The organism is Pseudoalteromonas sp. MEBiC 03485 (assembly GCF_004195145.1).
Taxonomy (GTDB): Bacteria; Pseudomonadota; Gammaproteobacteria; order Enterobacterales; family Alteromonadaceae; genus Pseudoalteromonas; species Pseudoalteromonas apostichopi.
In genome coordinates this window covers 1171570-1196101 of the sequence record NZ_SGBT01000001.1, presented here as the reverse complement: position 1 = coordinate 1196101, position 24532 = coordinate 1171570, and the positions used below count along the sequence as shown (strand labels likewise).

Annotated in this window: 25 protein-coding genes; 9 read left to right on the top strand and 16 right to left on the bottom strand. The window is 41.0% G+C overall.

Annotated features, from left to right (window positions below; all coding sequences use genetic code 11):
- Positions 1 to 63 precede the first annotated feature (63 nt).
- Together EVU92_RS05585 and EVU92_RS05580 are read left to right on the top strand one after the other, a co-directional pair.
- Complete coding sequence (locus EVU92_RS05585; RefSeq protein WP_130050354.1) at positions 64 to 696, top strand: biliverdin-producing heme oxygenase; 633 nt, start codon at positions 64 to 66, stop codon at positions 694 to 696.
- Positions 693 to 3035 (top strand): ATP-binding protein, encoded by a 2343-nt coding sequence (locus tag EVU92_RS05580; protein WP_130050353.1) that lies wholly within the window; start codon positions 693 to 695, stop codon positions 3033 to 3035. The genes EVU92_RS05585 and EVU92_RS05580 overlap by 4 nt, the downstream gene beginning before the upstream one ends.
- Positions 3036 to 3045: 10 nt before the next feature.
- Here EVU92_RS05580 and EVU92_RS05575 read toward each other — a convergent pair whose 3' ends face one another.
- The gene (locus EVU92_RS05575) at positions 3046 to 3804 is read right to left on the bottom strand and encodes a LexA family transcriptional regulator (protein ID WP_130050352.1); all 759 of its coding nucleotides are present in this window, start codon (positions 3802 to 3804) and stop codon (positions 3046 to 3048) included.
- Between the two features lie 158 nt (positions 3805 to 3962).
- Between EVU92_RS05575 and EVU92_RS05570 the strand changes: the two genes are divergently transcribed.
- Positions 3963 to 4412: a response regulator gene (locus tag EVU92_RS05570; protein WP_130050351.1), complete on the top strand. Its 450-nt coding sequence runs from the start codon at positions 3963 to 3965 to the stop codon at positions 4410 to 4412.
- Positions 4413 to 4428: 16 nt separating this feature from the next.
- Here EVU92_RS05570 and EVU92_RS05565 read toward each other — a convergent pair whose 3' ends face one another.
- From EVU92_RS05565 to EVU92_RS05520, 10 genes are all read right to left on the bottom strand, one after another.
- Entirely contained in the window at positions 4429 to 5937 is a 1509-nt protein-coding gene (locus EVU92_RS05565; protein ID WP_130050350.1) for an NAD(P)H-hydrate dehydratase, read from the bottom strand.
- Between the two features lie 128 nt (positions 5938 to 6065).
- Positions 6066 to 6878 (bottom strand): adenosylmethionine decarboxylase, encoded by an 813-nt coding sequence (gene speD, locus EVU92_RS05560; RefSeq protein WP_130050349.1) that lies wholly within the window; start codon positions 6876 to 6878, stop codon positions 6066 to 6068.
- A gap of 87 nt (positions 6879 to 6965) precedes the next feature.
- Positions 6966 to 7379 (bottom strand): OsmC family protein, encoded by a 414-nt coding sequence (locus EVU92_RS05555; RefSeq protein ID WP_130050348.1) that lies wholly within the window; start codon positions 7377 to 7379, stop codon positions 6966 to 6968.
- Positions 7380 to 7521: 142 nt separating this feature from the next.
- A complete protein-coding gene (locus EVU92_RS05550; protein WP_054563480.1) occupies positions 7522 to 7869 on the bottom strand; it encodes a DUF3802 family protein in 348 nt (115 codons plus the stop codon).
- 128 nt (positions 7870 to 7997) lie between these two features.
- Positions 7998 to 9467, bottom strand: coding sequence for a succinylglutamate-semialdehyde dehydrogenase (gene astD / locus EVU92_RS05545; protein WP_130050347.1), 1470 nt, complete (start codon positions 9465 to 9467; stop codon positions 7998 to 8000).
- An 18-nt stretch (positions 9468 to 9485) separates the two neighbouring features.
- Positions 9486 to 10502, bottom strand: a complete 1017-nt coding sequence (gene astA / locus EVU92_RS05540; RefSeq protein ID WP_130050346.1) for an arginine N-succinyltransferase — start codon at positions 10500 to 10502, stop codon at positions 9486 to 9488.
- An 80-nt stretch (positions 10503 to 10582) separates the two neighbouring features.
- Positions 10583 to 11788, bottom strand: coding sequence for an aspartate aminotransferase family protein (locus tag EVU92_RS05535; protein ID WP_054552417.1), 1206 nt, complete (start codon positions 11786 to 11788; stop codon positions 10583 to 10585).
- Positions 11789 to 12157: 369 nt separating this feature from the next.
- On the bottom strand, positions 12158 to 13318 hold the full coding sequence (locus EVU92_RS05530) for an HDOD domain-containing protein (RefSeq protein WP_130052232.1): 1161 nt from the start codon (positions 13316 to 13318) through the stop codon (positions 12158 to 12160).
- A 48-nt stretch (positions 13319 to 13366) separates the two neighbouring features.
- A complete protein-coding gene (locus EVU92_RS05525; RefSeq protein WP_130050345.1) occupies positions 13367 to 13945 on the bottom strand; it encodes an aminodeoxychorismate/anthranilate synthase component II in 579 nt (192 codons plus the stop codon).
- Between the two features lie 82 nt (positions 13946 to 14027).
- Positions 14028 to 14426: a thioesterase family protein gene (locus EVU92_RS05520; protein WP_130050344.1), complete on the bottom strand. Its 399-nt coding sequence runs from the start codon at positions 14424 to 14426 to the stop codon at positions 14028 to 14030.
- 36 nt (positions 14427 to 14462) lie between these two features.
- Here EVU92_RS05520 and EVU92_RS05515 point away from each other — a divergent pair, with 36 nt between their 5' ends.
- Positions 14463 to 15167 carry a 2OG-Fe(II) oxygenase gene (locus tag EVU92_RS05515; RefSeq protein ID WP_054563475.1) on the top strand — a complete coding sequence of 235 codons (705 nt, stop codon included), beginning with the start codon at positions 14463 to 14465 and terminating at the stop codon, positions 15165 to 15167.
- 321 nt (positions 15168 to 15488) lie between these two features.
- Here EVU92_RS05515 and envZ read toward each other — a convergent pair whose 3' ends face one another.
- Positions 15489 to 16784: a two-component system sensor histidine kinase EnvZ gene (gene envZ / locus EVU92_RS05510; protein WP_054562852.1), complete on the bottom strand. Its 1296-nt coding sequence runs from the start codon at positions 16782 to 16784 to the stop codon at positions 15489 to 15491.
- 5 nt (positions 16785 to 16789) lie between these two features.
- Positions 16790 to 17509, bottom strand: a complete 720-nt coding sequence (gene ompR, locus EVU92_RS05505) for a two-component system response regulator OmpR (RefSeq protein WP_130050343.1) — start codon at positions 17507 to 17509, stop codon at positions 16790 to 16792.
- 156 nt (positions 17510 to 17665) lie between these two features.
- Between ompR and greB the strand changes: the two genes are divergently transcribed.
- From greB to EVU92_RS05485, 4 genes are all read left to right on the top strand, one after another.
- Entirely contained in the window at positions 17666 to 18148 is a 483-nt protein-coding gene (greB, locus tag EVU92_RS05500) for a transcription elongation factor GreB (protein WP_130050342.1), read from the top strand.
- Between the two features lie 114 nt (positions 18149 to 18262).
- Positions 18263 to 18571: a hypothetical protein gene (locus EVU92_RS05495; protein WP_130050341.1), complete on the top strand. Its 309-nt coding sequence runs from the start codon at positions 18263 to 18265 to the stop codon at positions 18569 to 18571.
- Between the two features lie 45 nt (positions 18572 to 18616).
- Positions 18617 to 19198 carry a hypothetical protein gene (locus EVU92_RS05490; RefSeq protein ID WP_130050340.1) on the top strand — a complete coding sequence of 194 codons (582 nt, stop codon included), beginning with the start codon at positions 18617 to 18619 and terminating at the stop codon, positions 19196 to 19198.
- Between the two features lie 136 nt (positions 19199 to 19334).
- Positions 19335 to 21650 (top strand): Tex family protein, encoded by a 2316-nt coding sequence (locus EVU92_RS05485; RefSeq protein WP_130050339.1) that lies wholly within the window; start codon positions 19335 to 19337, stop codon positions 21648 to 21650.
- An 85-nt stretch (positions 21651 to 21735) separates the two neighbouring features.
- Here the strand turns inward: EVU92_RS05485 and EVU92_RS05480 are convergent, their stop codons facing one another.
- The 3 genes from EVU92_RS05480 to bioH form a co-directional block, all read right to left on the bottom strand.
- The gene (locus tag EVU92_RS05480; protein ID WP_130050338.1) at positions 21736 to 22602 is read right to left on the bottom strand and encodes a putative metalloprotease CJM1_0395 family protein; all 867 of its coding nucleotides are present in this window, start codon (positions 22600 to 22602) and stop codon (positions 21736 to 21738) included.
- Positions 22603 to 22607: 5 nt separating this feature from the next.
- Positions 22608 to 22916, bottom strand: coding sequence for a hypothetical protein (locus EVU92_RS05475; protein WP_130050337.1), 309 nt, complete (start codon positions 22914 to 22916; stop codon positions 22608 to 22610).
- Between the two features lie 101 nt (positions 22917 to 23017).
- Positions 23018 to 23755, bottom strand: coding sequence for a pimeloyl-ACP methyl ester esterase BioH (bioH, locus tag EVU92_RS05470; RefSeq protein ID WP_130050336.1), 738 nt, complete (start codon positions 23753 to 23755; stop codon positions 23018 to 23020).
- Positions 23756 to 23813: 58 nt separating this feature from the next.
- On the opposite strand from bioH, the gene EVU92_RS05465 reads away from it, so the two are divergent.
- The gene (locus EVU92_RS05465) at positions 23814 to 24524 is read left to right on the top strand and encodes a phosphoribosyltransferase family protein (RefSeq protein ID WP_130050335.1); all 711 of its coding nucleotides are present in this window, start codon (positions 23814 to 23816) and stop codon (positions 24522 to 24524) included.
- The last annotated feature ends 8 nt before the right edge of the window (positions 24525 to 24532 follow it).

Below are 24532 nucleotides of genomic sequence, written 5' to 3'. Positions count from 1 at the left end.
TTGTACCTAAGTATATACTGGTGCGAATACTACTAGAATGCTCCAAATACGTTCAGGATAACAATGGGTTCAGCTTTATCAAACGCCACTGTAATAACTTGCAATAGCGATCAAAATAATATTCATACTTTTATAAAAAATAGTACCGACTTCCTTCACTCTCGTGTGGAAAAACAACTAGGTGCAGTATTATTCGATAAAAATATGACCCAACAATCGTATTTAGAAATTTTAATCGCAATGCATAGTAGCTATTCTATTATGGAGGATGCTATATCAACCTATGGTGCCACAAAACATCTACTTGTTGGCCGCAGCAAGCTAAGCTGGTTAAATCAAGATATTGCTTATTTGCAAACATCTCAACACGCTCCATCTGTTAAATTATATAAACACGATGATTTAAAAAATATCTGCAACGTATCACATGCATTTGGAATGATGTATGTAATGGAGGGAGCCACCATGGGTGGAGGTCACATATTTAAAGCGCTTAAAAAGCATAATTGGATAAATGAGCTTGAAGGGATCCGTTTTTTTTATAGTTATGGTGAACTTAGGAATCAAAAGTGGGCTCAATTTATCCACGCACTAAAGCAGTATCATAACGACAACCCAAACTCAGCAGATGACATTTTATTGGGAGCAAATAAGGCATTTAGCTTAATCTCTCAAGCGCTTGGAGATATAAATTGAGCAATACATTTAAAGTCTCATTAGACAATTGCCATAAAGAACCTATTCATATTCCAGGCTCTATACAACCGCATGGGTACTTACTAGTTGTTGACCCTGAAACACTCAAAATATGCTATTTCAGCGAAAATATTTTATTGCTTTTAAATACACAAAAGGATCGCTTAGTAGGCTCACATATAACTAATTTCTTTGAAGCGAATACATCTAATATCATAGAGGAAAATAAAGCCCAAAAGGACTTTCATGCCATTAACCCACTCAAGATTGAGTTAAAAGGTAAATCGCCTGAGACCTCTATTAAAGGTGTTATTTCTCGTAACGATGAATACTTACTCATTGAACTTGAGTTTGATATAAAGAAAGAGCACTCAAGTATTGACCCCATGAATTACTTGATGAAGCAATCTCTTCACCTAATAGCTGACAAAAAAGAGCTAAACTCATCATTCGACACAGCAGTAGAAGAAGTTCGGAACTTAACAGGTTTTGATCGCGTTATGCTCTATCAGTTTGACCATGAATATAATGGTCAAGTCGTAGCAGAAGCCAAAAAAGGTGAGTTAAACTCATTTCTACACCAGCATTTTCCTGAGTCAGATATTCCAAAGCAAGCACGCGCTTTATATTTGCGTAATCCTATAAGGTTACTTGCAGATGTGGATGCTGAAGTATCACCTATCTACCCACAAGACAAGCCTGTAGATTTAAGCACGTGTATAACCAGAAGTGTCTCCCCCATTCATTGCCAATATTTACGCAATATGGGTGTTAAAGCATCAATGTCTATCAGTATTATTATTGCTGGTAAATTATGGGGGTTAATTGCTTGTCACCACTATTCAAGCCATGTTGTCCCTTTTGAGGCACGACAAGTTGCACAGTATATGGGGTTGATGCTCTCATATATAATTTCCCTCAAAACACAATCAATCGAAGCGATTCAAGAAGCTAAAGCCACCGCCATCAGTGCAGAGATAGCAGAGCATATGTCTGAAGAAGTCTTTTTCATTGATGGCTTACGCAAACAAGTTCCTGCTTTACTTAGCATGCTAAGTGCTGATGGTGTTGCATGGCGGCTAGAAAAAGATATTGAAAGTTTCGGGGATGTACCCGCAAATGATGATATTTATCATTTATTTGAGTGGTTGAAAAGCAACCACTTAGAAGATGAACTGCTGTATCATAACCATCACTTGTCTAATGAAAATGCTGAATTTAGTAAGTTTGCTAATATTGCAAGCGGCGTACTTGCTATGCCTGTTTCTACTAATGAAAACCTATTTATTATGTGGTTTCGTAAAGAGGTGATTGAAACAAAAAATTGGGGGGGGAAACCTGAAAAGATAATCGAATTTCTTGACGACGGTAGTCACCGCCTTATGCCTCGTAGCTCATTTCGTTTATGGCAAGAGAATGTTCGTAATAAATGCTCACCTTGGAAGGCAAACGAAATATCTTGCGCTATAAAGTTTCGCAATCATTTGGTTAATCATGTTATTGAAAAATCTGAGCGCCTTAAAAAGTTAAACAACTTATTAGAAACTAAAGTTAATGAGCGAACTGTCGCTTTAAAAGCGGAAATACTCACTCGACAACAAGCCGAGCTTGACCTTGAAATCGCACTTAGAAAATCTGAAGAGTCTAACCAAGAGTTAGAACGGTTTGCTTTTGTTGCGTCTCATGATTTACAAGAACCCTTACGAAAAATACAAATGTTCGGCGATCGCCTGCAAAACTCTAAAGAACAGATTGGAGAAAGAAACGCTTCTTATATCTCTCGTATGATGGATTCTGCCGAAAGAATGCAAAAACTTATCAAAGGAGTATTGAGTTTTTCTAGAATCAATCGAAAAGGCGAAGAGTTTCGTCACTTTTCAGCATCAGATGTTTTTCATGATATTCTTGATGATCTTGAGTTAATTATCGCTGACAAGGACGCGGTGTTTCACATAGAAGACATTGGTGAAATCTATGGCGACAAACGACAAATCCAGCGTTTGTTTCAAAACTTAATTCTCAATGCGCTTAAATTTAGTCACCCACATCAAGCACCCATTATAGGGATTAAGTCAGTTGAGCGAACAGACGAGCATCTTGTTATCGCTGTCATTGATAACGGAATAGGTTTTAATAGCGAGTTTAAAGACAGAATATTTAACCTTTTTGAACGGGTTCACTCTAAACAAGCATACGAAGGAACAGGGTTAGGCTTAGCTATTTGTAAGAAAATAGTCGAACGACACCATGGGACAATTACAGCAGAAGCAAATATCAATGAAGGCTCTCAGTTTTACGTCACCTTACCACTAAGAGAAATAAAACTAAGTCAGTTTTAGTAATTTACCGCTACGATTGTGGCGGTAAAACTCTATTAATATGCTCTTTAAGTTGTCTAATTTCATTTTCAATAGACTCAAAACGCTGACTTTGCATATGTGAGTCTTGATCGGTTATAGAACTTATTTTTGCTTTTACATGCCAGATTTCTAAGATATCACTTCCCTGAATTGAATATGTTTTGTACTCAGGGTTATCACTCTTAAATAAGTAACTGACGGGGTCTGTCTTGTGGCTAAAGAGGCGTTTTGCGACAATGCCATCTTTAGTGACAGCAACACAAACTGAACCATTCTCTAACTGATTAATATCCTTGACTTGCTCAGTGATCAGCGTTTCTCTGGGGCGGATAGTTGGCATCATGCTATCGCCTTCAACTTCGAATAGTCGATAATTGCCATTTTCAAACCCCGGAATTTTATAAACATCCAGAGTTTTAATATAGTCTTCATCACTACACTGTTCTATATAACCAGCTTGAGCTTCTTCATTGACAAGTGGAATAAATGAAGTCTCTAAGGCTTTTTGATAACTCTGGAAACTCGAGTCATCAAATCCTTCTATACCAAAAATAAGCCAGTTACAATCTACATTAAACACTTTGCTGATTTTAATAATAGTACTGAGAGATAGGGTCGACTTGCCAGCCTCCAGTTGTGATAGAGCCCCCTGAGTTATACCTATTTTATCGGCAAACTCTTGTTGAGAAAGGTTCAAACTTTCGCGAAGAGCTACCACTCTATTAGTACTAGTAAGATTTACTGTCATTGGGTTATTAATAAACTTATGTTTGTATTATGGGTATAAGCAAGTTAATATAACACCTACTTAACTAAAGTATATACTATTCGATTAACTAATTATTTAATTTGTTGTTTTATTTATAAGTATCTACGTGAAAAAGATAAGCTAATCAGGAGTTGCTAATGTTTAACGACAAATTATTTATCAAAAAGTTACGCTCTGTGAGCTATATTTTAGTTGCGGATGATGACCTCGATGATCAAGAACTCATCCGTGATGCCCTGGTTGAAAATAATGTCGATGAAAATAAAATTCAATTTGTTGATGACGGCATGCAATTACTTGAGTCACTCGATAAAAATAAAATTCTACCAAGCCTTATTTTATTAGACCTAAACATGCCAAGAAAGGGTGGAAAAGAAGCGTTAGTCGAACTAAAAAAATCGGAGCGTTACCGCCATATTCCCATCATAATTTTTACGACTTCTGATTCAGAAGTTGATATTAAGCAATGTTATAGCTTAGGTACTAACGCCTTTATGACCAAGCCTTCTAGCTATTATGATTTAGTTGATTCAATGAAAATGCTAACTCAATATTGGCTTGTTCAAGCTAGGATAGTCTTAGACTAAGGCGAAATATTTAGCCTTACCTGCTCAAGTCAGCACTGCTTGCCAACTCTTTTATCAGCTTCCTTACAACGACAAACAAATCACTCGGTAACATGCCTCTTTCGCCTTCACGCTCTGCGGCAATATCGCCAGCTTTTGCATGTAAGGTTACGCCTAAGCAAGCTGCTTGCTGAGGAGTAAGCCCCTGTGCGATCAGGGCCGCTATGATGCCTGTTAAAACATCGCCACTGCCGCCAACCGCAAGTGCAGGATTTCCATCTGTACACACCCATGTTTGGTTAGTGTCAGCAATTAAACTACCAGCACCTTTTAGTACACAAGTAGTGGTATAGCTATGTGCGAGCTGCTTTACCGCATGAAAGCGATTTTCTTCAATATCGCTTGCGCGACAATTGAGTAACCTTGCAGCCTCACCGGGGTGTGGTGTTATAACTGTATTAACTAATGGGAATGACGAAGCATGCTGAGCCATTAAGTTAAGTGCATCAGCATCAATCACCAGAGGTTTATTATTAGTGAAACAATACTGCATGACAGTTTCAAATGTTGTTTCTGACCAAGTGTCTTGTCCAAGCCCAGGGCCGATGGTGATACAACTTGCCCATTCTAATGCACTAATTAAGTTTGTATCAGTCACCATTAATTCTGGTCGGCCAATACTGACTGGCAAAATAGAACTGCTGTGAGTATAAACCTTCACCATACCTGCGCCAGTCCGAAGAGCGGCTTCTGCGGTCAAACGAATTGCACCCGCTGTCCCTGTGTTACCACCAATACATAGCAACTTACCATGGTTAGTTTTGTGACTGTTATTATCACGTCGAGAGAGCGGTGATTGACTTTGATAATTGATAAGCTCAGCAGTGGGTGCTGTCAGTTTTAAAAAGGTATCTCCAATACCTAAGTCAGCAAACTCAAGATTACCTGCATGTGCTCGTCCTTGTCCTGTCACTAAACCTTGTTTAATACCCACAAAGGTAACAGTGAGTGCCGCTTTTATTGCGATCCCCTGTATTACACCTGTGTCTGCATGAATGCCTGATGGTAAATCAATGGCAACAATCGGCTTTTGACTTTCATTAGCGGCTTTAATCAACTCTGAGAAAGGTTCGCGCACCTCGCTTTGAATACCTGTACCGAGCAAACCGTCAATGATGATATCTGCTTGTTCAATAGCGCTAACATCCGTTGTTATTGCTCCCCCAGCATTGAGCCAAGCTTGCTGAGCACTCAGCGCATCACCTTTGAGAGGTTTATCTTGTAAGCCAGCAATAACTGTAACCTGCTTACCCGCTTGTTTAGCTAAGCGGGCAACAACATAGCCATCACCCGCATTGTTACCAACGCCAGCTAATACAACGAATGTACTTGCTTTAGGAAAATAGCTGATAGCTTGCTGATAAGTAGCCAGCCCTGCTCGCTCCATAAGCTCATATAAAGTTACACCAGAGCGCTTAGCTGCTGGGCCTTCATTTTCACGAACTTGTTCTGCTAAAAATACCGACTGCGAGAGCACAACTGACATGTCTATCCTTAAATTGGCCTTTTAACCAGCATATAAGTACAGGCTAATGTAGTCAATGAGCAGCTTTAAGGAATAAAAAACGGCGCGTAACTTACATTACGCGCCGTTTCTTTAAAGCTTGTGGTTACTTACTCTGTATCTGGCAAGTTACGGCCGTAGAAGATTTCTTGCATCTCGCGAGTCAGCTTTGAGTAGATAACTTCTTCTTCTTCTTCAGATAAATCCGCTGTAGAAACACCGAATAAATAAGTATTCAGGTCAGTTTCTTTTAACATCATCTTAGTATGGAACAAGTTCTCTTGATACACATTCACGTCCATCATTTGGTACGCTTCTTTAGTATCTTCAGTCATGTAGTTCTGAATTGAGTTAATTGCGTGATCGATATAGTGTTTAACACCATCTACGTCACGCGTAAAACCACGTACACGGTAGTCAATGGTTACAACATCAGACTCAAGGCTGTGAATTAAGAAGTTTAACGCTTTTAATGGCGAAATTATGCCACATGTTGATACTTCGATATCAGCACGGAACGTACAAATACCATCATCAGGGTGTGCTTCTGGATATGTATGAACACAGATGTGGCTCTTATCTAAGTGCGCTACAACTGTTTCAGGAAGAGGGCCCGGCGCTTCATCAACTTCATACGTCGTTTGCTGTTCAATTGGCTCTTCTGAGATCAAGATTGTCACGCTAGCGCCTTGCGGATCATAATCTTGGCGAGAAACATTTAGAATGTTTGCGCCAATAATATCCACAACTTCACCTAAAATATCGGTCAGGCGATCAGCACTGTACTGTTCGTCGATATATTCGATATATTCCTTACGCTGTTGTTCAGTCTTTGCGTAACAAATATCGTAAATACTAAAGCTTAAGCTCTTAGTTAAGTTATTAAAGCCATGAAGCTTAATTTTATCGAAGGGTTTATTCATGCTAAACCAACCTTAAAACGAGTGAACCTGCACCAGCAGAAATAAAAGTTCGCGGATTTTATACGAATTTTCTGCTCGGAAAAAGCGTTATTTTACCTGTTCTTGCACAACTTCATGACTATGCGTAATTTCTACTGTCTTATCAAGCATTAAGGCTACAGAGCAATACTTTTCAGCAGATAATTGAACGGCACGAGCAAGGTGCTTTTCTGAAACATTATCACCAGTGACCACAAAGTGTAGATTAATCTTGGTAAACACGCGAGGAGCTGACTCAGCACGCTCTGCTGTTAGCTTAACTTGCACATCAGAAAATGATTGTTTTGCTTTTTTTAAAATACTAACAACATCAACAGATGAGCAGCACCCAGCTGACATTAAGACCATTTCCATTGGGCTTGGCGCTGCGCTATCACTACCTGCATCAAAAACTACATTATGACCTGAATTTGAAAGGCCAATAAACGTATCACCATCTACCCATTTTACATTCGCTTGCATGTGTTTTATCTCTTAAAGTTATTTTGTTTGATTGTAAGCAAGTCACTCACAGATGCAAGGGATAAAAGGTAAGCTATATGAAAGCGAGTAGCTTATTTCAAGCTACTCGCTGAAAGACTAGAATTTTGTAGTTATTTATAAATTAGGCGCTTTCTACAACAGCGCTATCGAATAAGTTTTTCACTAATCCGGCAAATTCGTCAATAAAGGCATGTTGTTCAACGGTTACTGTGTGATTTGTAACGCTACTTAGCACTTCTTGTAAGTCGTATACAATACCGTCGACTTCACGGACAATTTGGCTGCGTTGTTCGGTATTAAGCTCTGTGTGTTGTTCGCAAAGTAACATGACGTTTTCTGCTATCACGTCTTCAATCAGCTCTAACACTGTTGGAGCTCCTGGTTTAATTTGACCCGGCTTCTCAAAAAGCGCTAAATTTTGAGTGAGATACATGACAAGATCATCATACCCTTGCCTATCTAAAACCATACGACTTCACACCTAATAAAAAACTACCTCTTTAGATTTAAGCAGAAAGCGCTTTTAATTGCTACCTTTGCCACGCATCTCATACAAAAAAAGCAGCCAAAGCTGCTTTTTATAGTTATTTACGATTACTAATCGATTTTTAAGCCTGGACTTAATGTCGCTGGCATCGCTACTTTTTCAAGCTCAACCGAAGCTACGGGGTATGCACAATAGTCAGCGGCATAATATGCGCTTGCTCTGTGGTTACCCGATGCTCCAATACCACCAAATGGAGCTGCACTTGATGCACCTGTGATAGGCCTGTTCCAGTTTACGATACCCGCACGAATACGACGTAAGAAATGGTCGTAATCTGCTGCGCTGTCACTCAACAAACCAGCTGATAAGCCAAAGCTAGTATCATTAGCTTTATCAATAGCGGCATCAAAATCGGTAAAGCGGAATACTTTAAGAAGAGGTCCAAAGTGCTCTTCGTCTGGGAAGTTAGCGACATTTGTACACTCTAAAATACCCGGTGTTACAAAGCCGGTATTCTCTTTGTGAGTTAGCTCAACTAACACCTCAGCGCCAAGCTCAACAAGTTGCTGTTGTGCTGTGACCATACCAGCTGCTGCCGCAGCAGAAATCATTGACCCGATGAAAGGTTGCTCTTCTGCGTCGTAGTCACCGACTTTAATAGCTTTAGTTGCTTTAATAAGACCCGCTAAGATGGCATCACCTTGCTCGCCCGCAGGTAAGAATAACTTACGCGCGCAGGTACAACGTTGACCTGTAGAGATAAACGCTGATTGAATAATATCGTGGATAGCCGCTTTAGTGTCAGCAACATCAGTAACGATAAGCGGGTTATTACCACCCATTTCTAGCGCTAAGATTTTACCCGGCTGACCAGCAAACTGTTCATGTAAAATATGGCCAGTACGCGAAGAGCCAGTAAAGAATAACCCGTCGATACCTTTATGCGCAGCAAGCGCTTTACCGGTTTCAACTTCACCTTGCACAAGGTTAATTACACCCGCAGGAAGACCCGCTTTTTCCCATAACTTTAAAGTTAATTCAGCAACCGCTGGCGTTAACTCTGATGGTTTAAATACCACAGTGTTGCCTGCTAATAATGCTGGCACAATGTGACCATTTGGTAAGTGACCAGGGAAGTTGTAAGGGCCAAACACAGCTACAACACCATGAGGCTTGTGGCGGATCATCGCACGACCTTGTGGCATTGGGTTTTCAACATCACCTGTACGCTCTAAAAATGCTTTTTCAGAGATAGCAATTTTACCCACCATAGCACCTGCCTCAGTGCGTGTTTCCCAAAGTGGTTTACCCGTTTCTTGTGCGATAGCAATCGCTAATTCTTCACTGTGCTTTTTAAGTGTTTCTGCGAATGTTTTTACAATCGCTAAGCGCTCTGCAAATGTTTTATCAGCCCAGCTGTAAAACGCTTCGCGTGCAGCAGCGATTGCGCCGTCTACTTGTTCAGCTGTGGCAGTATTTGCTTGCCAGATAACATCATTATTTGCTGGGTTTACAGATTGAAAAGTATGACCAAGGCCTGCTTGCCATTGACCATTAATAAATTGCGCTGCATGAGTCATTAATATGTCTCCTGAATTCTATAGTTCTGCTAGTGATACTGAATCACCCGCTTCTAAGTGAAGTGCTTTTGCTAATTCACTTGAGATTGTGATGCTCTCGGCATCGCATGATAGGCTAACTTGAGTCACGGTTGCTCTAAAATCAGCAATTTTATCATTTGCTAACAATACCGTGGTGTCGCCTTGGCTTTCACCTATTTCAACTTTAACCGTGTGGGCATTTCTTACTGTAGCAATGTTATCTACTTTTGCTTCAACAGTTGGGCCTGCATCAAAAATGTCTACATAACCATTAAAGGTAAAACCTTCGCTCTTTAATAGTTCAATCGCAGGGCGTGTGTTGTCATGCACTTGACCAATCACAGCTTGTGCATCTTTGCTCAGTAAGTTAACGTAAATTGGGTATTTAGGCATTAACTCTGCAATGAATACTTTCTGGCCAATACCCGTCAAGTAATCAGCCGTTGGAAAGTCCATTGAGAAAAAGTGCTCTTCTAGCCATTGCCAGAATGGGCTTTCGCCACTTTCGTCTGACACACCACGCATTTCTGCAATTACGGTATCAGCAAAACGCTCTCTATGTTGGTTAATAAACATAAAGCGCGCTTTTGAAAGCAATTTACCGTTATTGTTTTTACGGTAGCCATCTTTTAAGAATAATGTGCACAGCTCTGTTGCACCGGTGTAATCATTACACAGGGTTAAAATATCAACGGCTTTATACACGTCTAGCGTCCGAGATGAATGAATCACTTTGCTTAAATGATAATGATAAAAAGCATCATCTAAACCAACGGCGGCTTCAATACCCGAAGTCCCTACGACTTCTCCCGTTTCGCTATCTTCAAGAACAAACAAGTAACCTTCATCACCTGGCTGCTGGGCTGCTTTAGCAAATGAGCTGACAGAATGATCAATTTTCTTTTGTAATAACTCTTCATTATTAGGCAAAGACGTAAAGCCATGGCCTGACTCATCAGCAATCTTTACTAACGCTTGGTAATCGCTTTGCTGGATTGGGCGAAGGATCATCATAAGTCCGCTTGCTCCCTTATAAATAACGGTAAATTAAGAAATGTGGGCAAGCTTAGCTTGCCCTGAAATGACAGTTTCGTTTAGCCGTTAACGACTTTTGCAACTGCTTTTTCGAAACGAGCCATACCTTCGCGGATATCTGCTTCTGGAATTACAAGTGACGGAGTGAAACGAACAACATCAGCGCCAGCAACTAAAGACATAACGCCTTCTGCAGTACCAGCCACTAAAAACTCTTTTGCACGACCTTTGAACTGCTCTGTTACTACAGCACCAATTAATAGGCCTTCGCCACGGATTTCAGTGAATACATTGTACTTTTCGTTAATCGCAGTTAGTAACTCACGGAATAACGCTGACTTTTCTTTAACGCCATTAAGTACTTCTGGCGTATTAACAGTGTCGAATGCTGCTTCTGCTACTGCACATGCTAGTGGGTTACCACCGTAAGTAGAGCCATGAGTACCTACTTTTAAGTGCTTAGCAATATCAGTTGTGGTGATCATCGCACCGATAGGGAAACCACCACCTAACGCTTTTGCAGTCGTTAAGATATCTGGCGTTACATTTAGACCTTGATAAGCATAAAGCTCACCCGTACGACCAACACCTGTTTGTACTTCATCAAAGATTAGTAGTGCATTATGCTTAGTACATAACTCACGAACACCTTCAACAAACTCAGCGGTTGGAGAAATGATACCGCCTTCACCTTGCAGAGGCTCCATCATTACCGCACACGTGTTGTCTGAGATAAGCGCTTCAAATGCCGCTAAATCGTTGTAGTCACAGTGAACGATATCACCCGGTTTAGGACCGAAACCATCAGAGTATGCAGCTTGACCGCCTACCGTTACAGTAAAGAATGTACGGCCGTGGAAACCTTTGTTAAATGAGATAATTTGTGACTTTTGCTCACCAAAGTTATCAAGTGCAAAACGGCGTGCTAGTTTAAGTGCTGCTTCGTTTGCTTCTGCACCAGAGTTAGCAAAATACACTTTTTCTGCGAATGTTGCGTCAGTTAGCTTTTTAGCTAAGCGAAGAGCTGGCTCATTAGTCATTACATTTGATAAGTGCCAAATTTTTTCGCCTTGTTCTTTTAATGCACTTACAAGAGCTGGGTGACAATGACCAAGACAGTTAACAGCAATACCACCAGCAAAATCGATAAATTCGCGACCTTCTTGGTCCCATACGCGAGACCCTTCGCCTCGAACTGGAATAACACTTGATGGTGCATAGTTAGGAACCATTACTTGATCAAATAATTCGCGATTGACTGTCATTTTATATCCTCTTAATTGTAAGCACACACAGAGCAAGGTGGCGCTCTAAAGCCAAACCAAGCCATTTTACTTAGCCGATTGAGCTTAGCGCAAAATCACCAAAATAACTCTTTGGTTCAATTTTCATTCATCCATTATTCCAGAAAATTTTCGTCCTGTCTCTTAGAAAACTTTCATGTAGCCCTTGAAAATAAAGGGCTTGAGATATTTTTTCATGGATAGTGAATAACTATTTGAAGGCTGTTTTTTGGTCTAATTACTATAAAAAGGCGTACGGCTAGTGAGCCAAGCACAGGCTAATGACAAAAAATTTGTCGCTGCAGATTGATAAACAATGAATGAATAGTCGCAAAAAAATTAACAATTTTTTTAATTAATTTGAATATGAAAGCGATCAAAATTGCATTTTGCTAGCTGATTAAGCTCTTCCTTGGTGAAATCGAAGTGCGTAAACCAACGTTCAGTTTCGTCATTTTCGACCAATTGATGCTCATTTAAACTTAAATACTGCGCGTAACAACGAGCTTTTAAAATCACCTTAGTAAGTGGCAAATATTCATCGTTTTTAGCTAAGGGTGTAGTTAATTGCTGCATTACCGCATTAAATGGCAAATATCTAAAGTCCATTTGCTCAATCACGGTCGCTGTTACCTTCATCGACTGCTTATTTAGCAAGGTGCTTAAAAATAATGGATCAGGTTTTAGTTCTAATAAAGCAGTGTGTAAGTCTTTCTTTTGCTCATCACGGGCTTTCGTTACTTGACGCTGCCAAACTAATTCGAAAATACGAAGGTATATACGTACTAGCGCTATTTTACCCACATCGAGTAGCATACCTAAGGTAAAGGCGTGCACCTCATTTACACCATTTAGCTTAGCAAGCTCTTGAGCTGCAATGGCACATGCCATTGAGTTATCACGAAGTCGACGTTTTAGTAGTGGAAATGGCTCTGTGCTGTGTGGCATCCAATGGCGTACCGCAAAGGTTGGCACCACAAACTTTAAATTGTCTAAGCCTATGTAACGCAGCGCTAATAATGGATTATCAACTTGAACTGAAGTGTGTTTATTACGTTGTTTTCGATAAAAAGGTAAATTCACAAACGCAACGAGCTCACGACCTAACCAACTTAAGTCTTTAACTAATGGCTCTAGTCGACCCACTGAGGCTGAACGCACAGCTAGAATATCTAGAATAGCAGGTACACTGTCTTGGATACCGATAGTTTCGTGGATAACTGAATCAATATCTTCAAGCTGCTTTTGCATGGCAGCTTCAATTACTTGGTGTAACTGTTTACTCGCCTGAGCACGGTATTTATGGTGAGCTGTACTGCTCTTTTGACGCTTTTTCTCGGCAGCGACCTCTACTTCTAATAGAGTACGCTGCTCCATTGACTCGCCATAATCAATTTCTAAGGTATGAATAAAGCCAATTTGACGCTGTGCAAAACTGTGACCAAGCAAAAGATCGTGTGCGCGCTCATTAAGCACCATCGCAGTCCTTTGTTGTCGGGTTTCTTCGGTCATTTGCACAGGCGTATTGTCGTTCATATTTGTTAATTCACTAGCCTAAGGTTAGAAGCGAGTTAAAAAGTTAGCAAGTAATTCAAGCCCTTGTTGGGTCAAAATTGCTTCGGGATGAAATTGTACTCCTTCAAGTGCTAAATCATTATGCATGATCCCCATAATTTCATCAAAATCAGAATTTTGTTCTGTCCATGCGGTAATAGTGAAGTCACTAGGCAGGCTTTGTTTATCCACCACTAAAGAGTGGTATCGGCATACCGTCAGCGGGTTAGCCAAACCGCTAAACACACCTTGATTGGTATGCTTAACTAACGAGGTTTTCCCATGCATCACTTGCTTGGCACGAATAACATCAGCACCTAGAGCCTGAGCAATAGTTTGGTGCCCTAAGCAAATACCAAGAATTGGCAACTGCCCTTTTAATTGTTCAACCACTTGCAGAGAAATACCTGCTTCATTTGGTGAACATGGCCCGGGTGAAAGTACGATATGCTCTGGGTTAAGCTGTTTAATTTCAGCAATGCTAATCTCATCGTTTCGTTTAACTAATACATCTTGGTCTAAGCGCTGAAAATATTGCACTAGGTTGTATGTAAACGAATCATAATTGTCGATCATTAACAGCATTGCGTGTAACCCAAAATTACTCAGTCAAAATAATGAAGGCGCATTTTACCCCAAGCACTCATAAATGTCGGCAAAAAATGGTTTATTTCTCAGCGATTAAATGCGCTGTAAGGGCAGCTCTTTCTTGCTCATCAAGTTTTTTCGAGCATTTATTTGCAAAGTCATAACGAACTAATACCGTTTTACCAACTGCACAGCAATTATCTTGCTGCCAAGCTTCTTGGCGAAGTACAAATGAACTAGAACCGACATGCTCAACACTGGTTTTCACTGTAACATCGTGACCATAAAACAACTCACCCACAAAGCTTACTTCAACCTTGGCAATGATCAGTTTCCACTCATAAGGGTTTAAATCGGGCGTAAAAAACCTGAAAATAGGCGCTCGGGCGGCTTCAAACCATACAGGGAGTACGGTATTGTTGATGTGCCCTAGCACATCTGTTTCGCTAAAGCGTGGTGTGATAGTTTCAGTAAACATAGTAACCCTATAAAAAATATAAACTAAAGGTAGCTCATGACGGACTTTATTCGCGTATACGAAAACGCCCTCAGCAAAGAATTTTGCGACAACTTTATCACGGTATTTGAACAAAGCCCGCATTTAAAACAAGGCATTACCTCAGGTGGTGTCGATCTAGCGAAAAAAGACAGTCGCGATTTATACCTTAATAACCACCCTGAATACGCTGAGCAACTAAAGCATATTCAACAAACGACCGCGGGTTACGTCTTCAAATACCTTGAAGAGCATATTTTTATGATGATTGGTGCCTTTGGTTTAAAGGTTTACCATCCGCAAACGGGCAAACCTGTTGACCTAACACAAGACAATTTTGAAGAAGTCGGTAAACCACAGTTGCCACTATTAGTGCAGCAAATTTTCCGCATGGGTCCAATTCAAGCACAAAAATACGATATCAATAAAGGTGGCTACCCTTATTGGCATAGCGAGGTATACCCGCAAGCTGGCCATAACGAGGCCCTACATCGCGTGCTGTTATTTATGTTTTATTTAAATGATGTAGAGGAAGGTGGGGAAACTGAATTTTACTATCAACAACGAAAAATATCACCCAAACAGGGCTCTATGGTCGTAGCACCGGGCTACTTTACCCACACTCACCGTGGTAATAAGCCTATTTCAAATGATAAGTATATTTTAACGTCGTGGGTTTTATTCAACCGCGCAGAACAAATTTATGGACAACCACAATCCTGACGGTAAGCAATAATAATCTAAGCTAAAAGCTGTAAGTTTTAAGCTTTAAATTAAAAGAGCGCGGCATTTGATGCCGCGCTTTTTGTTTGCTTTGATAAATGAGAGCACAAGTAATGGCTATGTTCACTTGGAAATTTCTGTAACTACTAAATTTATGAAAATAAAATTTTAATTGCCGATTTCATGCATTTTGCACTTTATGAACTAGCTGTTCTCATTCAAATGGCTTTAAACTGGCTAACTATCTTAATAGTTATCTTGTTACTTTCTTTAAATTTCATCATTGCTTCAGCACCTTTCAAGGCTTACAGCTAAATACTTTTAAAACGGCAAATAGATTTGTGCGCTGAGGCCACCTTCTGGGCGATTAAGTAGCTGCACTCGACCGCCGTGCATATCGACAATACGTTTAATTATCGCAAGACCTAAGCCACTGCCTTCACTACCGCGAGCGGCATCACCTTGTTTAAACGGTTCAAATACAGTTTCAAGTTCACTTTCGGGGATCCCCGGGCCGTGATCATTAACTACTACCATGGCAAACTTTTTATTACTGCTCACGCGGGTTTCGACCTCTATATCACCATCTGAATAGCGAATTGCATTTTCAATCATATTAGTAACAACACGCTTTATCGCCACCATACTTACTGGCACTTCGCTTAAGCTTGGATTCTCTTTAAAGGTAATAGTACGGTGATGTTTTTGCTCAGCCTCAACGACTTCAGAAACGATCGCATTTAAGTCTTCTAGCTCAAGTTCTTCGCGCTTGTGGTGACGTAAATATTCAATGAATTGGTCGATAATGGCGTTCATATCTTCAATATCATGAATGATCCCTTCACGAAGGTAATCTTCATCATCCGACATCATTTCAGTCGCTAAACGAATCCGTGTAAGCGGCGTACGCAAATCATGAGAAACGCCTGCCATTAATAATCGACGGTCATTCTCAAGCGCAGCAATACCCCGTGACATTTGGTTAAATGCACGGGTTACTTCAATGACTTCAGTAGAGCCTTGCTCTTCTAATTTGGTAGAAAAGTCGCCCACTCCCACTTTAACAGCCGCTTGTTGCAGCGCTTTTAAAGGTCTATTTAGATGGCGGGCAAACAACCAGCCACCGAGAACACTTAAAAAACCAATACTTGATAGATAAAAGGTTAAGAACTTTAGGTTGTTTTCTTGCAATCCAGTGAGCGGCACACGCACCCAGTAGCCTGGTGCTTGCGGTGCTTCAACCCAATAAACAAGAGGATCTGTTTGGCTAATACGCACCCGTGCAGAGCCGTTAAGCTCTTTCGACATGCTTCGCGATAGCATCGAGTATTCACGAGTTTCAGCCAAGCCTTCACTCATTGCTTGGCGCTGGGTCATGACTTCAATGCCAGTGATCTCAAAAAACTTGTCAGAGGCTTCCTTACTTACCTCAACCCCCTCTTCCCATTCAATAAACACGGTTTTCACCTGTTTAGATAGGATCAGGTTTACTTGTTCTATAGTTGGTTTAACAACATAAAAACTGACCGTGATATAAGAGACAATTTGATTGATTAACAGCAAGGCCGCAACCAAAAATACTGTTTGTCCAAACGCACTACGTGGAAACATGCCCATTACTATTATTTTTCACCGTCTGGCACAAATACGTAGCCTAAGCCCCATACTGTTTGTATATAACGCGGATTAGCCGCATCGACTTCAATCATACGGCGTAATCGTGAAACCTGAACATCGATACTGCGCTCAAGCGCACTATAATCACGACCACGCGCTAAGTTCATCAGTTTATCGCGACTAAGTGGTTCACGAGGATGAGTTACCAATGCTTTTAATACTGCAAACTCACCACTGGTTAACGACATTGTTTTGTCACCATGGCTCATTTCGCGGGTCGCAAGGTTTAGCGTGAAGTCGCCAAAGCTAATTTCGTTTTCTTCAGCAGCAGGAGCCCCCGGCACTTCTTTAGCGCGACGACGTAAAATTGCTTTAATGCGCGCTAACAGTTCACGCGGGTTGAATGGTTTAGGAATGTAATCATCAGCACCTAGCTCTAAACCGATTATGCGGTCAACTTCATCGCCTTTGGCTGTAAGCATTACAATTGGAATGTCATTTTCTTTTTGACGTAAACGACGGCAAATTGATAACCCATCTTCACCTGGTAACATTAAATCTAATACAATCAAGTGGAAATTTTCACGCTCCAGCAAGCGATCCATCTGCTCTGAATTTGCTGCTGTGCGAACAATAAAGCCTTGTTCTACAAGGTAACGCTCTAGCAAACTGCGTAAGCGCATATCGTCATCAACAACCAATACTTTTGTCGTTTCGTGTCCCATAACTTTCATTCTTTTTGTAATATGTTACTTATTAATATAAATGAAAAAGTTAAGAATAAAAATCGAATTACGCGCTTAGATTGTTACTGAACATTTCAAAATCTGACTCGACAAAGGCATACTTTGCGGCTGGTTTTCTTTTTAGGCTAAATAAAAATGGCAAAGACAAATTTAATAACCCGAGAGGGGTATCAGCAATTACAACAAGAACATGATTACTTATGGCATGAAAAGCGCCCTGAAATTACTAAAATTGTTACTTGGGCAGCAAGCTTAGGCGACCGCTCTGAAAACGCAGATTATCAGTTTAATAAACGTGTTTTACGACAGATAGATCGCCGTGTACGCTATCTTCGTAAACGTATGCCAGATCTTAAAATCGTTGACTATAACCCGCAGCAAGCGGGTAAAGTGTTTTTTGGCGCTTGGGTCGAAATTGAGAATGAACAAGGCGATACAAAGCGTTTCCGCATTGTCGGTCCCGACGAAATTTACGAGCGCAAAGATTACATTTCTATTGATGCACCTATGGCTCGAGCGCTACTTGGTAAACAGGTTGATGATGATTTTTCGGTGATGACGCCTGAAGGCGCAAAAGAATGGTATATCAACGAGATAACTTATCCTGATGCGAAATAATTTTTCCCAGAAAATTCAGAAAGCGTTAATTATTGATTGTTTAGTCTGAAAATGTGATCTATAACTAAAGGTACTCAAGATAAATCATTACTTGAGTTTTAGAAGGTAGTAAGTATGTCAAACGCAATACAACGCATCATGAGTAATGCCATTGTATTCGCACTATTAATAAGTGTGAGTTTGATATCTTACGCCAGTGATATAGAAAGCCATTCAGACAGTGTTACGCCAACCGCTCACTTTATTGCGTGCGATAGTGCAGAGCCTGCCAACTTAGATACCGACCTCGATAAACATACTCCTGCGTTCGTCGCTAATGTAGCCCAACCACTGCCAGATGCACGTATGGTTTCGTATGTTCACTCTTCTAATAAGGTGTCTGTTTATAGCGCGCACCAGCGAGGGCCGCCTGCTTTTAATTAACTTAAATTTTCAATTTCAGTTTTATTAAAATGTATGGTGACCAAAATGAATAATTTCAAAGAATTACGTCTTCAAGATATCTCTAATGGCGCATTATCTAATGCAGTGAATGAAGTTGAGCCAACACTAGATCTCACTTCTCCAGCTTTAAAAGTACTTAATAGCTTTACTAAAAAAGACCCTTTACGTGCACATTACGGCACCACAATTGTCGATGCGTTAAAGCAAACTAATAGCTGTTGCTCAGATTTTATTTTAGTTGTAGATAGCGAGGACAAACTGCTTGGCCTTACATCTAGCGCTGACTTACAAAGCTCAAAAATTATGATTCTTGCACAGCGCTTGAACTTACACCGTGACGAAATCACCTTGCATGATGTGATGACTCCTCTTGGCAATTTAGCGGGGGTAAGCCTGCAAAGCATCAGCTATGCATGTATTGGTGATGCTCTACAAACAATGGAGCACCAAGGTATGATGTTCCTATTAGTAACCAGTGCTAAACAAGAAATTTGTGGTTTGATCTCAGCTCGTGAAATTGCTAAAAAACTACATATCCCAGTTAATATCAACCCAATTGCTAATAGCTTTAGCGAAGTATTACAACATGTGGATCACCCACACTAAGCATTAAAATCTGCGTTGTGTAAGACTATTTTTGCAGGCCTTAAAAGCAGTGCTTTTAAGGCCTTCTTATTGTGATATTATTCAGGCAATTAATCTTCAGTTTTACTGATTTTCTATTTTTAAAAAAGGTTTATGCATGAGCAATATCTCTGCACGCTTAGCGACCGAGCTAAATGCCCAGCAATCACAAGTTGTTGCTGCAATCAAACTACTTGATGAAGGTGCCACAGTCCCTTTTATCGCCCGTTATCGTAAAGAAGTAACTGGTGGCTTAGATGACACGCAATTACGTTTACTTGAGCAGCGTTTATCGTATTTACGTGAATTAGAAGAGCGCCGCAGCTTTATCCTTGCCACTATCGAAGAGCAAGGTAAGCTAACTGCCGAGCTAAGTGATGACATTAATAACGCTGACAGTAAAACTGAGCTCGAAGACTTATATCTGCCTTTCAAACCTAAACGCAGAACGAAAGGACAAATAGCTATTGAAGCAGGCATTGAACCGCTTGCCGATGCGCTATTTAATAACTCAAGCCTTGACCCAGAAGAACAAGCTAGTAGTTACATTAATGCTGAAGCAGGCTTTGCTGATACAAAAGCAGTGCTTGATGGCGCTAAATTTATTCTAATGGAGCGCTTTGCTGAAGACGCCAAATTACTTGCTAAATTTCGTAGTCATATTGCACAACAAGGTCAAATTGAAAGTGCTGTAATCGCAGGCCATGAAAATGAAGGCGTGAAGTACCGCGACTACTTTGAGCATCAAGAACCGCTTAAGAAAGTACCATCACACCGTGCACTTGCTATGCTTCGTGCTCGTAATGAAGGCGTATTACAACTGAGTATCAACCCTGAGCCAAGCGCAGAAAATCCAGCGCAAGTATGCGCGCAAATGATTGCTGATCATTACCGCTTAGATGTTAGCAACTCTGCTGCAAGCAGTTGGCTAATGAGCGTAGTGCAATGGGCATGGAAAATTAAGTTAAGCCTACATCTAGAGAATGAATTTTTAGGTGCAATGCGCGAAAAAGCAGAAACCGGCGCAATTGACGTTTTTGCTAAGAACTTAAAAGACTTATTAATGGCCGCTCCTGCAGGCCCACGCACCACGTTAGGTCTCGATCCTGGTTTACGCACAGGTTGTAAAATTGCCGTTGTAGACAGCACTGGCAAGCTGTTAACAACACAAACGATTTTCCCGCACGCTCCACAAAATCATTGGGATAAATCGCTTCGTACTTTAGAACAATTATGTCGCCAGCATAAAGTTGAGCTAATTGCTATTGGTAATGGTACGGCTTCACGTGAATCTGACAAGTTAGTAGCAGAACTGATTAAAGCAAACAGTGAACTAAAACTAAATAAAGTAATGGTCAGTGAAGCAGGCGCATCTGTTTATTCAGCGTCTGAATTTGCAGCCAATGAGTTCCCTAACCTTGATGTTTCACTACGTGGTGCGGTGTCTATTGCGCGCCGCTTACAAGACCCACTTGCCGAGCTGGTAAAAATCGAGCCTAAATCAATCGGTGTAGGTCAGTATCAACACGATGTATCGCAAAGCCAACTAGGGCAAACGCTAACTTCAGTAGTCGAAGACTGTGTAAACTCTGTAGGTGTAGACTTAAACATGGCATCAGTGCCATTACTTACTCGCGTATCAGGCTTAAACAAAACGTTAGCACAAAATATTGTTAGCTACCGCGATGCGAATGGCTCATTTAGTAAACGTTCTGAACTGAAAAAAGTTGAACGCTTAGGTCCAAAAGCCTTTGAACAAGCTGCCGGTTTCTTACGTATCAGTACAGGTTCAGATCCTCTCGATAACTCGTCAGTTCACCCTGAAGCCTACCCTGTTGTTAAGCGTATCTGCGAGAAAAACAGCTTAGATGTAAACAGCCTAATTGGTAACTCTGACATCCTAAACAAGCTCGTTGCTAACGATTACACAGACGAAAAGTTTGGTTTACCTACCGTTACCGACATTATCAAAGAACTTGATAAACCGGGTCGTGACCCGCGCCCTGAGTTTAAAACAGCGGAATTTAAAGCCGGTGTTGAAACCATTAACGACCTTAAACCTGGTATGATTTTAGAGGGTGTGGTGTCTAACGTTGCTAACTTCGGTGCCTTCGTTGATGTGGGCGTACACCAAGACGGTTTAGTGCATATTTCTGCTATTACCAATAAGTTTATTTCCGACCCACGTGAAGTGGTTAAAGCTGGTGATATTGTAAAAGTAAAAGTAGTTGAAGTAGATGCTGCACGTAAACGTATTAGCTTTACTATGCGTTTAGACGATGATGTTGATACCAGCAATAAAGCCGCACCAGCGAGCAAACCTAAGCCTGCAGCTAAAGCGAAAAGCGCACCAAAGCAAAAACGCGAATTTGGTAATGTTGCGATGGGCAATGCGTTTGCAGATGCATTTGCCAATGCAAAAGTGAAAAAGTAATCCCCAAATAGATTAATCAAACTGGTATCAATCGATAATAAAAAACCGCGTGAGTTTAAACTTACGCGGTTTTTATTTAAGGATGTTAAATAAAAGCAGAAAACTGATTTTGATTGGTGGGCGAGGTAGCTGCTTGATAAAAGTTAGCAATACGTGTGGCACGCTCGTCTACTTCTACATCACGCTTGGCTGTTTTAGTTTCACTGCTTTGAATAGCGCTATCTTCGGCATACTCACTGTTTATTTTGAAGGTCGATTTGCCTGAATCAGCATCGCTATCTGCTGATTGACTGGCAAGCTCAGCTTGTGCTGCCATAAGTTTTTGTGTGGCATCGGCCGCGATAGAACGATCAGCACTCGATGGTTCTTGTGGTGCAAGCGCTGCTGCACGCACTGTCTGCATTTTTTCGATTGTGGCTTTTGGGTCGCCTTTTATTTCAGCAACATCAATTTGCACTTCGCCGCCTACGGCATAGTTTGTACCGTCGGGGCCGCGTTGATACTCATAGCTTGGCGAGCCTGCATATTGACCACCAACTGTCGCATGCGCTTGCTCATGAATACGCACCTCGGTATCGCGGGCTTTTAACTCTTTAATTTGTTCAGCATCTTGCTGTTCTTGCTCTGCAACCTTTTGCTCTTTTTGTTGTTCTTGTTTAGCTTCCTGTTGTTCTTGCTCTGTTTGCTCAGACTCGCCTTGTTCGCGACCTTGCTGACGCTCTTCAATTACTTTGTCTTCAGCAAGACGCCCTTTAGCATCATAAGTACCGGCCTCAGAACCAGGCTGCTTGGTTTTGTCGCCATCATTAAGGGTTTTGTTTTCCGCGTTACTCGGCTTGGTAGCAGCAGGAGGTGGGATCACTTCACGTAACTGATTATCACGGCGAGCACTTTCAGTGTGCACATTCGCCGTGTTGATATTAATCGAAGGAAACGGAGTGACGATATTCATAAGTACTAAACTTTAATATCTATTAGTGTACCGAGCACTTCATCAGCAGTTTGAATCGTGTTGATATTGGCTTTTGCATTAAACTCTTCAACTTTCAAATTGACAAGCGACTCATCGATTGGGGCAGGTTGTGAAGCTGGCGGAGTAACAGCTTCATTTGGACTCGCCGCTTGTAATTGCCGTTGTTGAGCTAATTGGGCATCATCTTGCTGATCAATTGAGGCACGGCTAATCTCTGCGCTCGCCTTTTCGATACCTTGACTAGCACGGTTATAACCTTCTACCGCATTATTAAAAACAGAACTGATTGGCATAACACCCTCCAACAGTGAGATCTACTTGTTAAGTATCGCTCATAAAACGAGCAAAATAAAGCTAAATCCCGCTATTTTTCTGGCCTCTCAGCGAGTTTTGCTTAACACATTGATTTCAGTGCTGATATAAATGCTGCTTTATGAGAAATAAATGGCGCATGTGAGGCTTTATCTAAAACCTCATATTCAAACTGAGGCTGTAAAGCATGCATTTTTTCAATCGCACGATAAGGTACTAATGAATCTAAACGGCCGAAAATACCACGCACAGGTACGCTAAGGTTAGCGAATAGCTCACGCAAATCATCCTGCTGTAAAATGTCTAAGCCAGCACTTAAAGCCTGCTCTTGTGGCGCTGGATACTGGTTTAAAAGTGCTTTTAGCTGCTTAATATCGTCCCGAGCTGATTCACTGCCCATCGCTTGTATCGCCAAAAACCGTTCTATCGTTTTTTCTCTGTGGCTAACCAGCTGATCTTTAAAGGCGTTTAATACTTCAGGCTTGATACCCGGCCATTCGTCGGTTTGCGCAAAAAATGGCGTTGAAGAAACCAACACAACCTTTGCTACCTTGTCTGGCCAATGTGCAGCAATATACAAAGCAAAAAGACCACCTAAAGACCAGCCAACAAGAATAGAGTTATTATTGAGCTGGGCGCTTAATTGCTGAGCTGCATCATGCAAAGAGTAAGGTGTTGGAATTGACTGCGCATTACCAAATCCAGGTAAGTCAAAGCAACGGACTTCACCATCATGGAAAAACTCAAGCTCAGGCTTGATCACTTGCCAAACCCCCTGGTTCATTCCCCAGCCATGTAATAGCACCATATCATTTTGCATATTTTGTATTTCCCAACCACACTTAGCGCTCATAATAGCGTTTAAAGGAATGAATGCAATGTCTCACTTCTCTCATACCTTAAAACTAGGACTAGACGCACTGTTCCCTAACTTTTGTATTAGCTGCCAAAGTCACATACAGGCTAATCAAGCCTTGTGTCAGTATTGTTTAAATGACCTCAATTTGTTCGATCTTACACGCCACCCAAACCTGTTACACAGACCTGATATATGTGATGCATTTCCTGATAGTAATTTTGATTATTTAATTGCCTGTGCTTGGTATCAAGCGCCTTTGAAACTTTGGCTCAAGCAATTGAAATTTAACGATCAGCAGTATTTTCGTGTGGCACTACAACAAGTAATAGAGAGGCAGCTGCAATTAGCTCGTCAGGTTAATATAAATTGGCCCGATCTTTTTATTGTGCTACCACTGCATAATCAGCGCTTTTTAGCACGCGGTTTTAATCAGGTAAGCCAAACTTGGCTGCCTGTTTTAAAAAAGCAGCAATGTACTGTTAGCTCAGCTCTTTACAAGCAAAAAGCAACCAAAGCGCAATCACAGTTAAGTAAAACGAAAAGAGTTAAAAATCTACAAAATGCGTTTGTTTGTCAGCAAGATTTAACAGGAAAAACCGTGGCAATTATTGATGATGTGATGACCTCTGGCGCAACCATAAATGCTGCGACAGAAGCCATAAAAAATGCAGGGGCTAAGCAAGTGTGGGCTATGCTCACTTGCTTAACTGGATTAGACAACCTGCGCTAAGATTAATT

Coding starts and splice junctions, on each gene's coding strand:
- EVU92_RS05535 (WP_054552417.1), bottom strand. CDS start 11,788: ATGACAGTCAATCGCGAATTATTTGATCAAGTAATGGTTCCTAACTAT.
- EVU92_RS05565 (WP_130050350.1), bottom strand. CDS start 5,937: ATGTCAGTTGTGCTCTCGCAGTCGGTATTTTTAGCAGAACAAGTTCGT.
- bioH (WP_130050336.1), bottom strand. CDS start 23,755: ATGCAAAATGATATGGTGCTATTACATGGCTGGGGAATGAACCAGGGG.
- EVU92_RS05570 (WP_130050351.1), top strand. CDS start 3,963: ATGTTTAACGACAAATTATTTATCAAAAAGTTACGCTCTGTGAGCTAT.
- EVU92_RS05525 (WP_130050345.1), bottom strand. CDS start 13,945: ATGCTGTTAATGATCGACAATTATGATTCGTTTACATACAACCTAGTG.
- EVU92_RS05480 (WP_130050338.1), bottom strand. CDS start 22,602: ATGAATATCGTCACTCCGTTTCCTTCGATTAATATCAACACGGCGAAT.
- envZ (WP_054562852.1), bottom strand. CDS start 16,784: ATGGGCATGTTTCCACGTAGTGCGTTTGGACAAACAGTATTTTTGGTT.
- EVU92_RS05475 (WP_130050337.1), bottom strand. CDS start 22,916: ATGCCAATCAGTTCTGTTTTTAATAATGCGGTAGAAGGTTATAACCGT.
- EVU92_RS05495 (WP_130050341.1), top strand. CDS start 18,263: ATGTCAAACGCAATACAACGCATCATGAGTAATGCCATTGTATTCGCA.
- EVU92_RS05555 (WP_130050348.1), bottom strand. CDS start 7,379: ATGCAAGCGAATGTAAAATGGGTAGATGGTGATACGTTTATTGGCCTT.
- greB (WP_130050342.1), top strand. CDS start 17,666: ATGGCAAAGACAAATTTAATAACCCGAGAGGGGTATCAGCAATTACAA.
- EVU92_RS05520 (WP_130050344.1), bottom strand. CDS start 14,426: ATGTTTACTGAAACTATCACACCACGCTTTAGCGAAACAGATGTGCTA.
- EVU92_RS05465 (WP_130050335.1), top strand. CDS start 23,814: ATGTCTCACTTCTCTCATACCTTAAAACTAGGACTAGACGCACTGTTC.
- EVU92_RS05550 (WP_054563480.1), bottom strand. CDS start 7,869: ATGGTTTTAGATAGGCAAGGGTATGATGATCTTGTCATGTATCTCACT.
- EVU92_RS05575 (WP_130050352.1), bottom strand. CDS start 3,804: ATGACAGTAAATCTTACTAGTACTAATAGAGTGGTAGCTCTTCGCGAA.
- speD (WP_130050349.1), bottom strand. CDS start 6,878: ATGAATAAACCCTTCGATAAAATTAAGCTTCATGGCTTTAATAACTTA.
- EVU92_RS05490 (WP_130050340.1), top strand. CDS start 18,617: ATGAATAATTTCAAAGAATTACGTCTTCAAGATATCTCTAATGGCGCA.
- astD (WP_130050347.1), bottom strand. CDS start 9,467: ATGACTCATGCAGCGCAATTTATTAATGGTCAATGGCAAGCAGGCCTT.
- ompR (WP_130050343.1), bottom strand. CDS start 17,509: ATGGGACACGAAACGACAAAAGTATTGGTTGTTGATGACGATATGCGC.
- EVU92_RS05515 (WP_054563475.1), top strand. CDS start 14,463: ATGACGGACTTTATTCGCGTATACGAAAACGCCCTCAGCAAAGAATTT.
- EVU92_RS05585 (WP_130050354.1), top strand. CDS start 64: ATGGGTTCAGCTTTATCAAACGCCACTGTAATAACTTGCAATAGCGAT.
- astA (WP_130050346.1), bottom strand. CDS start 10,502: ATGATGATCCTTCGCCCAATCCAGCAAAGCGATTACCAAGCGTTAGTA.
- EVU92_RS05530 (WP_130052232.1), bottom strand. CDS start 13,318: ATGACCGAAGAAACCCGACAACAAAGGACTGCGATGGTGCTTAATGAG.
- EVU92_RS05485 (WP_130050339.1), top strand. CDS start 19,335: ATGAGCAATATCTCTGCACGCTTAGCGACCGAGCTAAATGCCCAGCAA.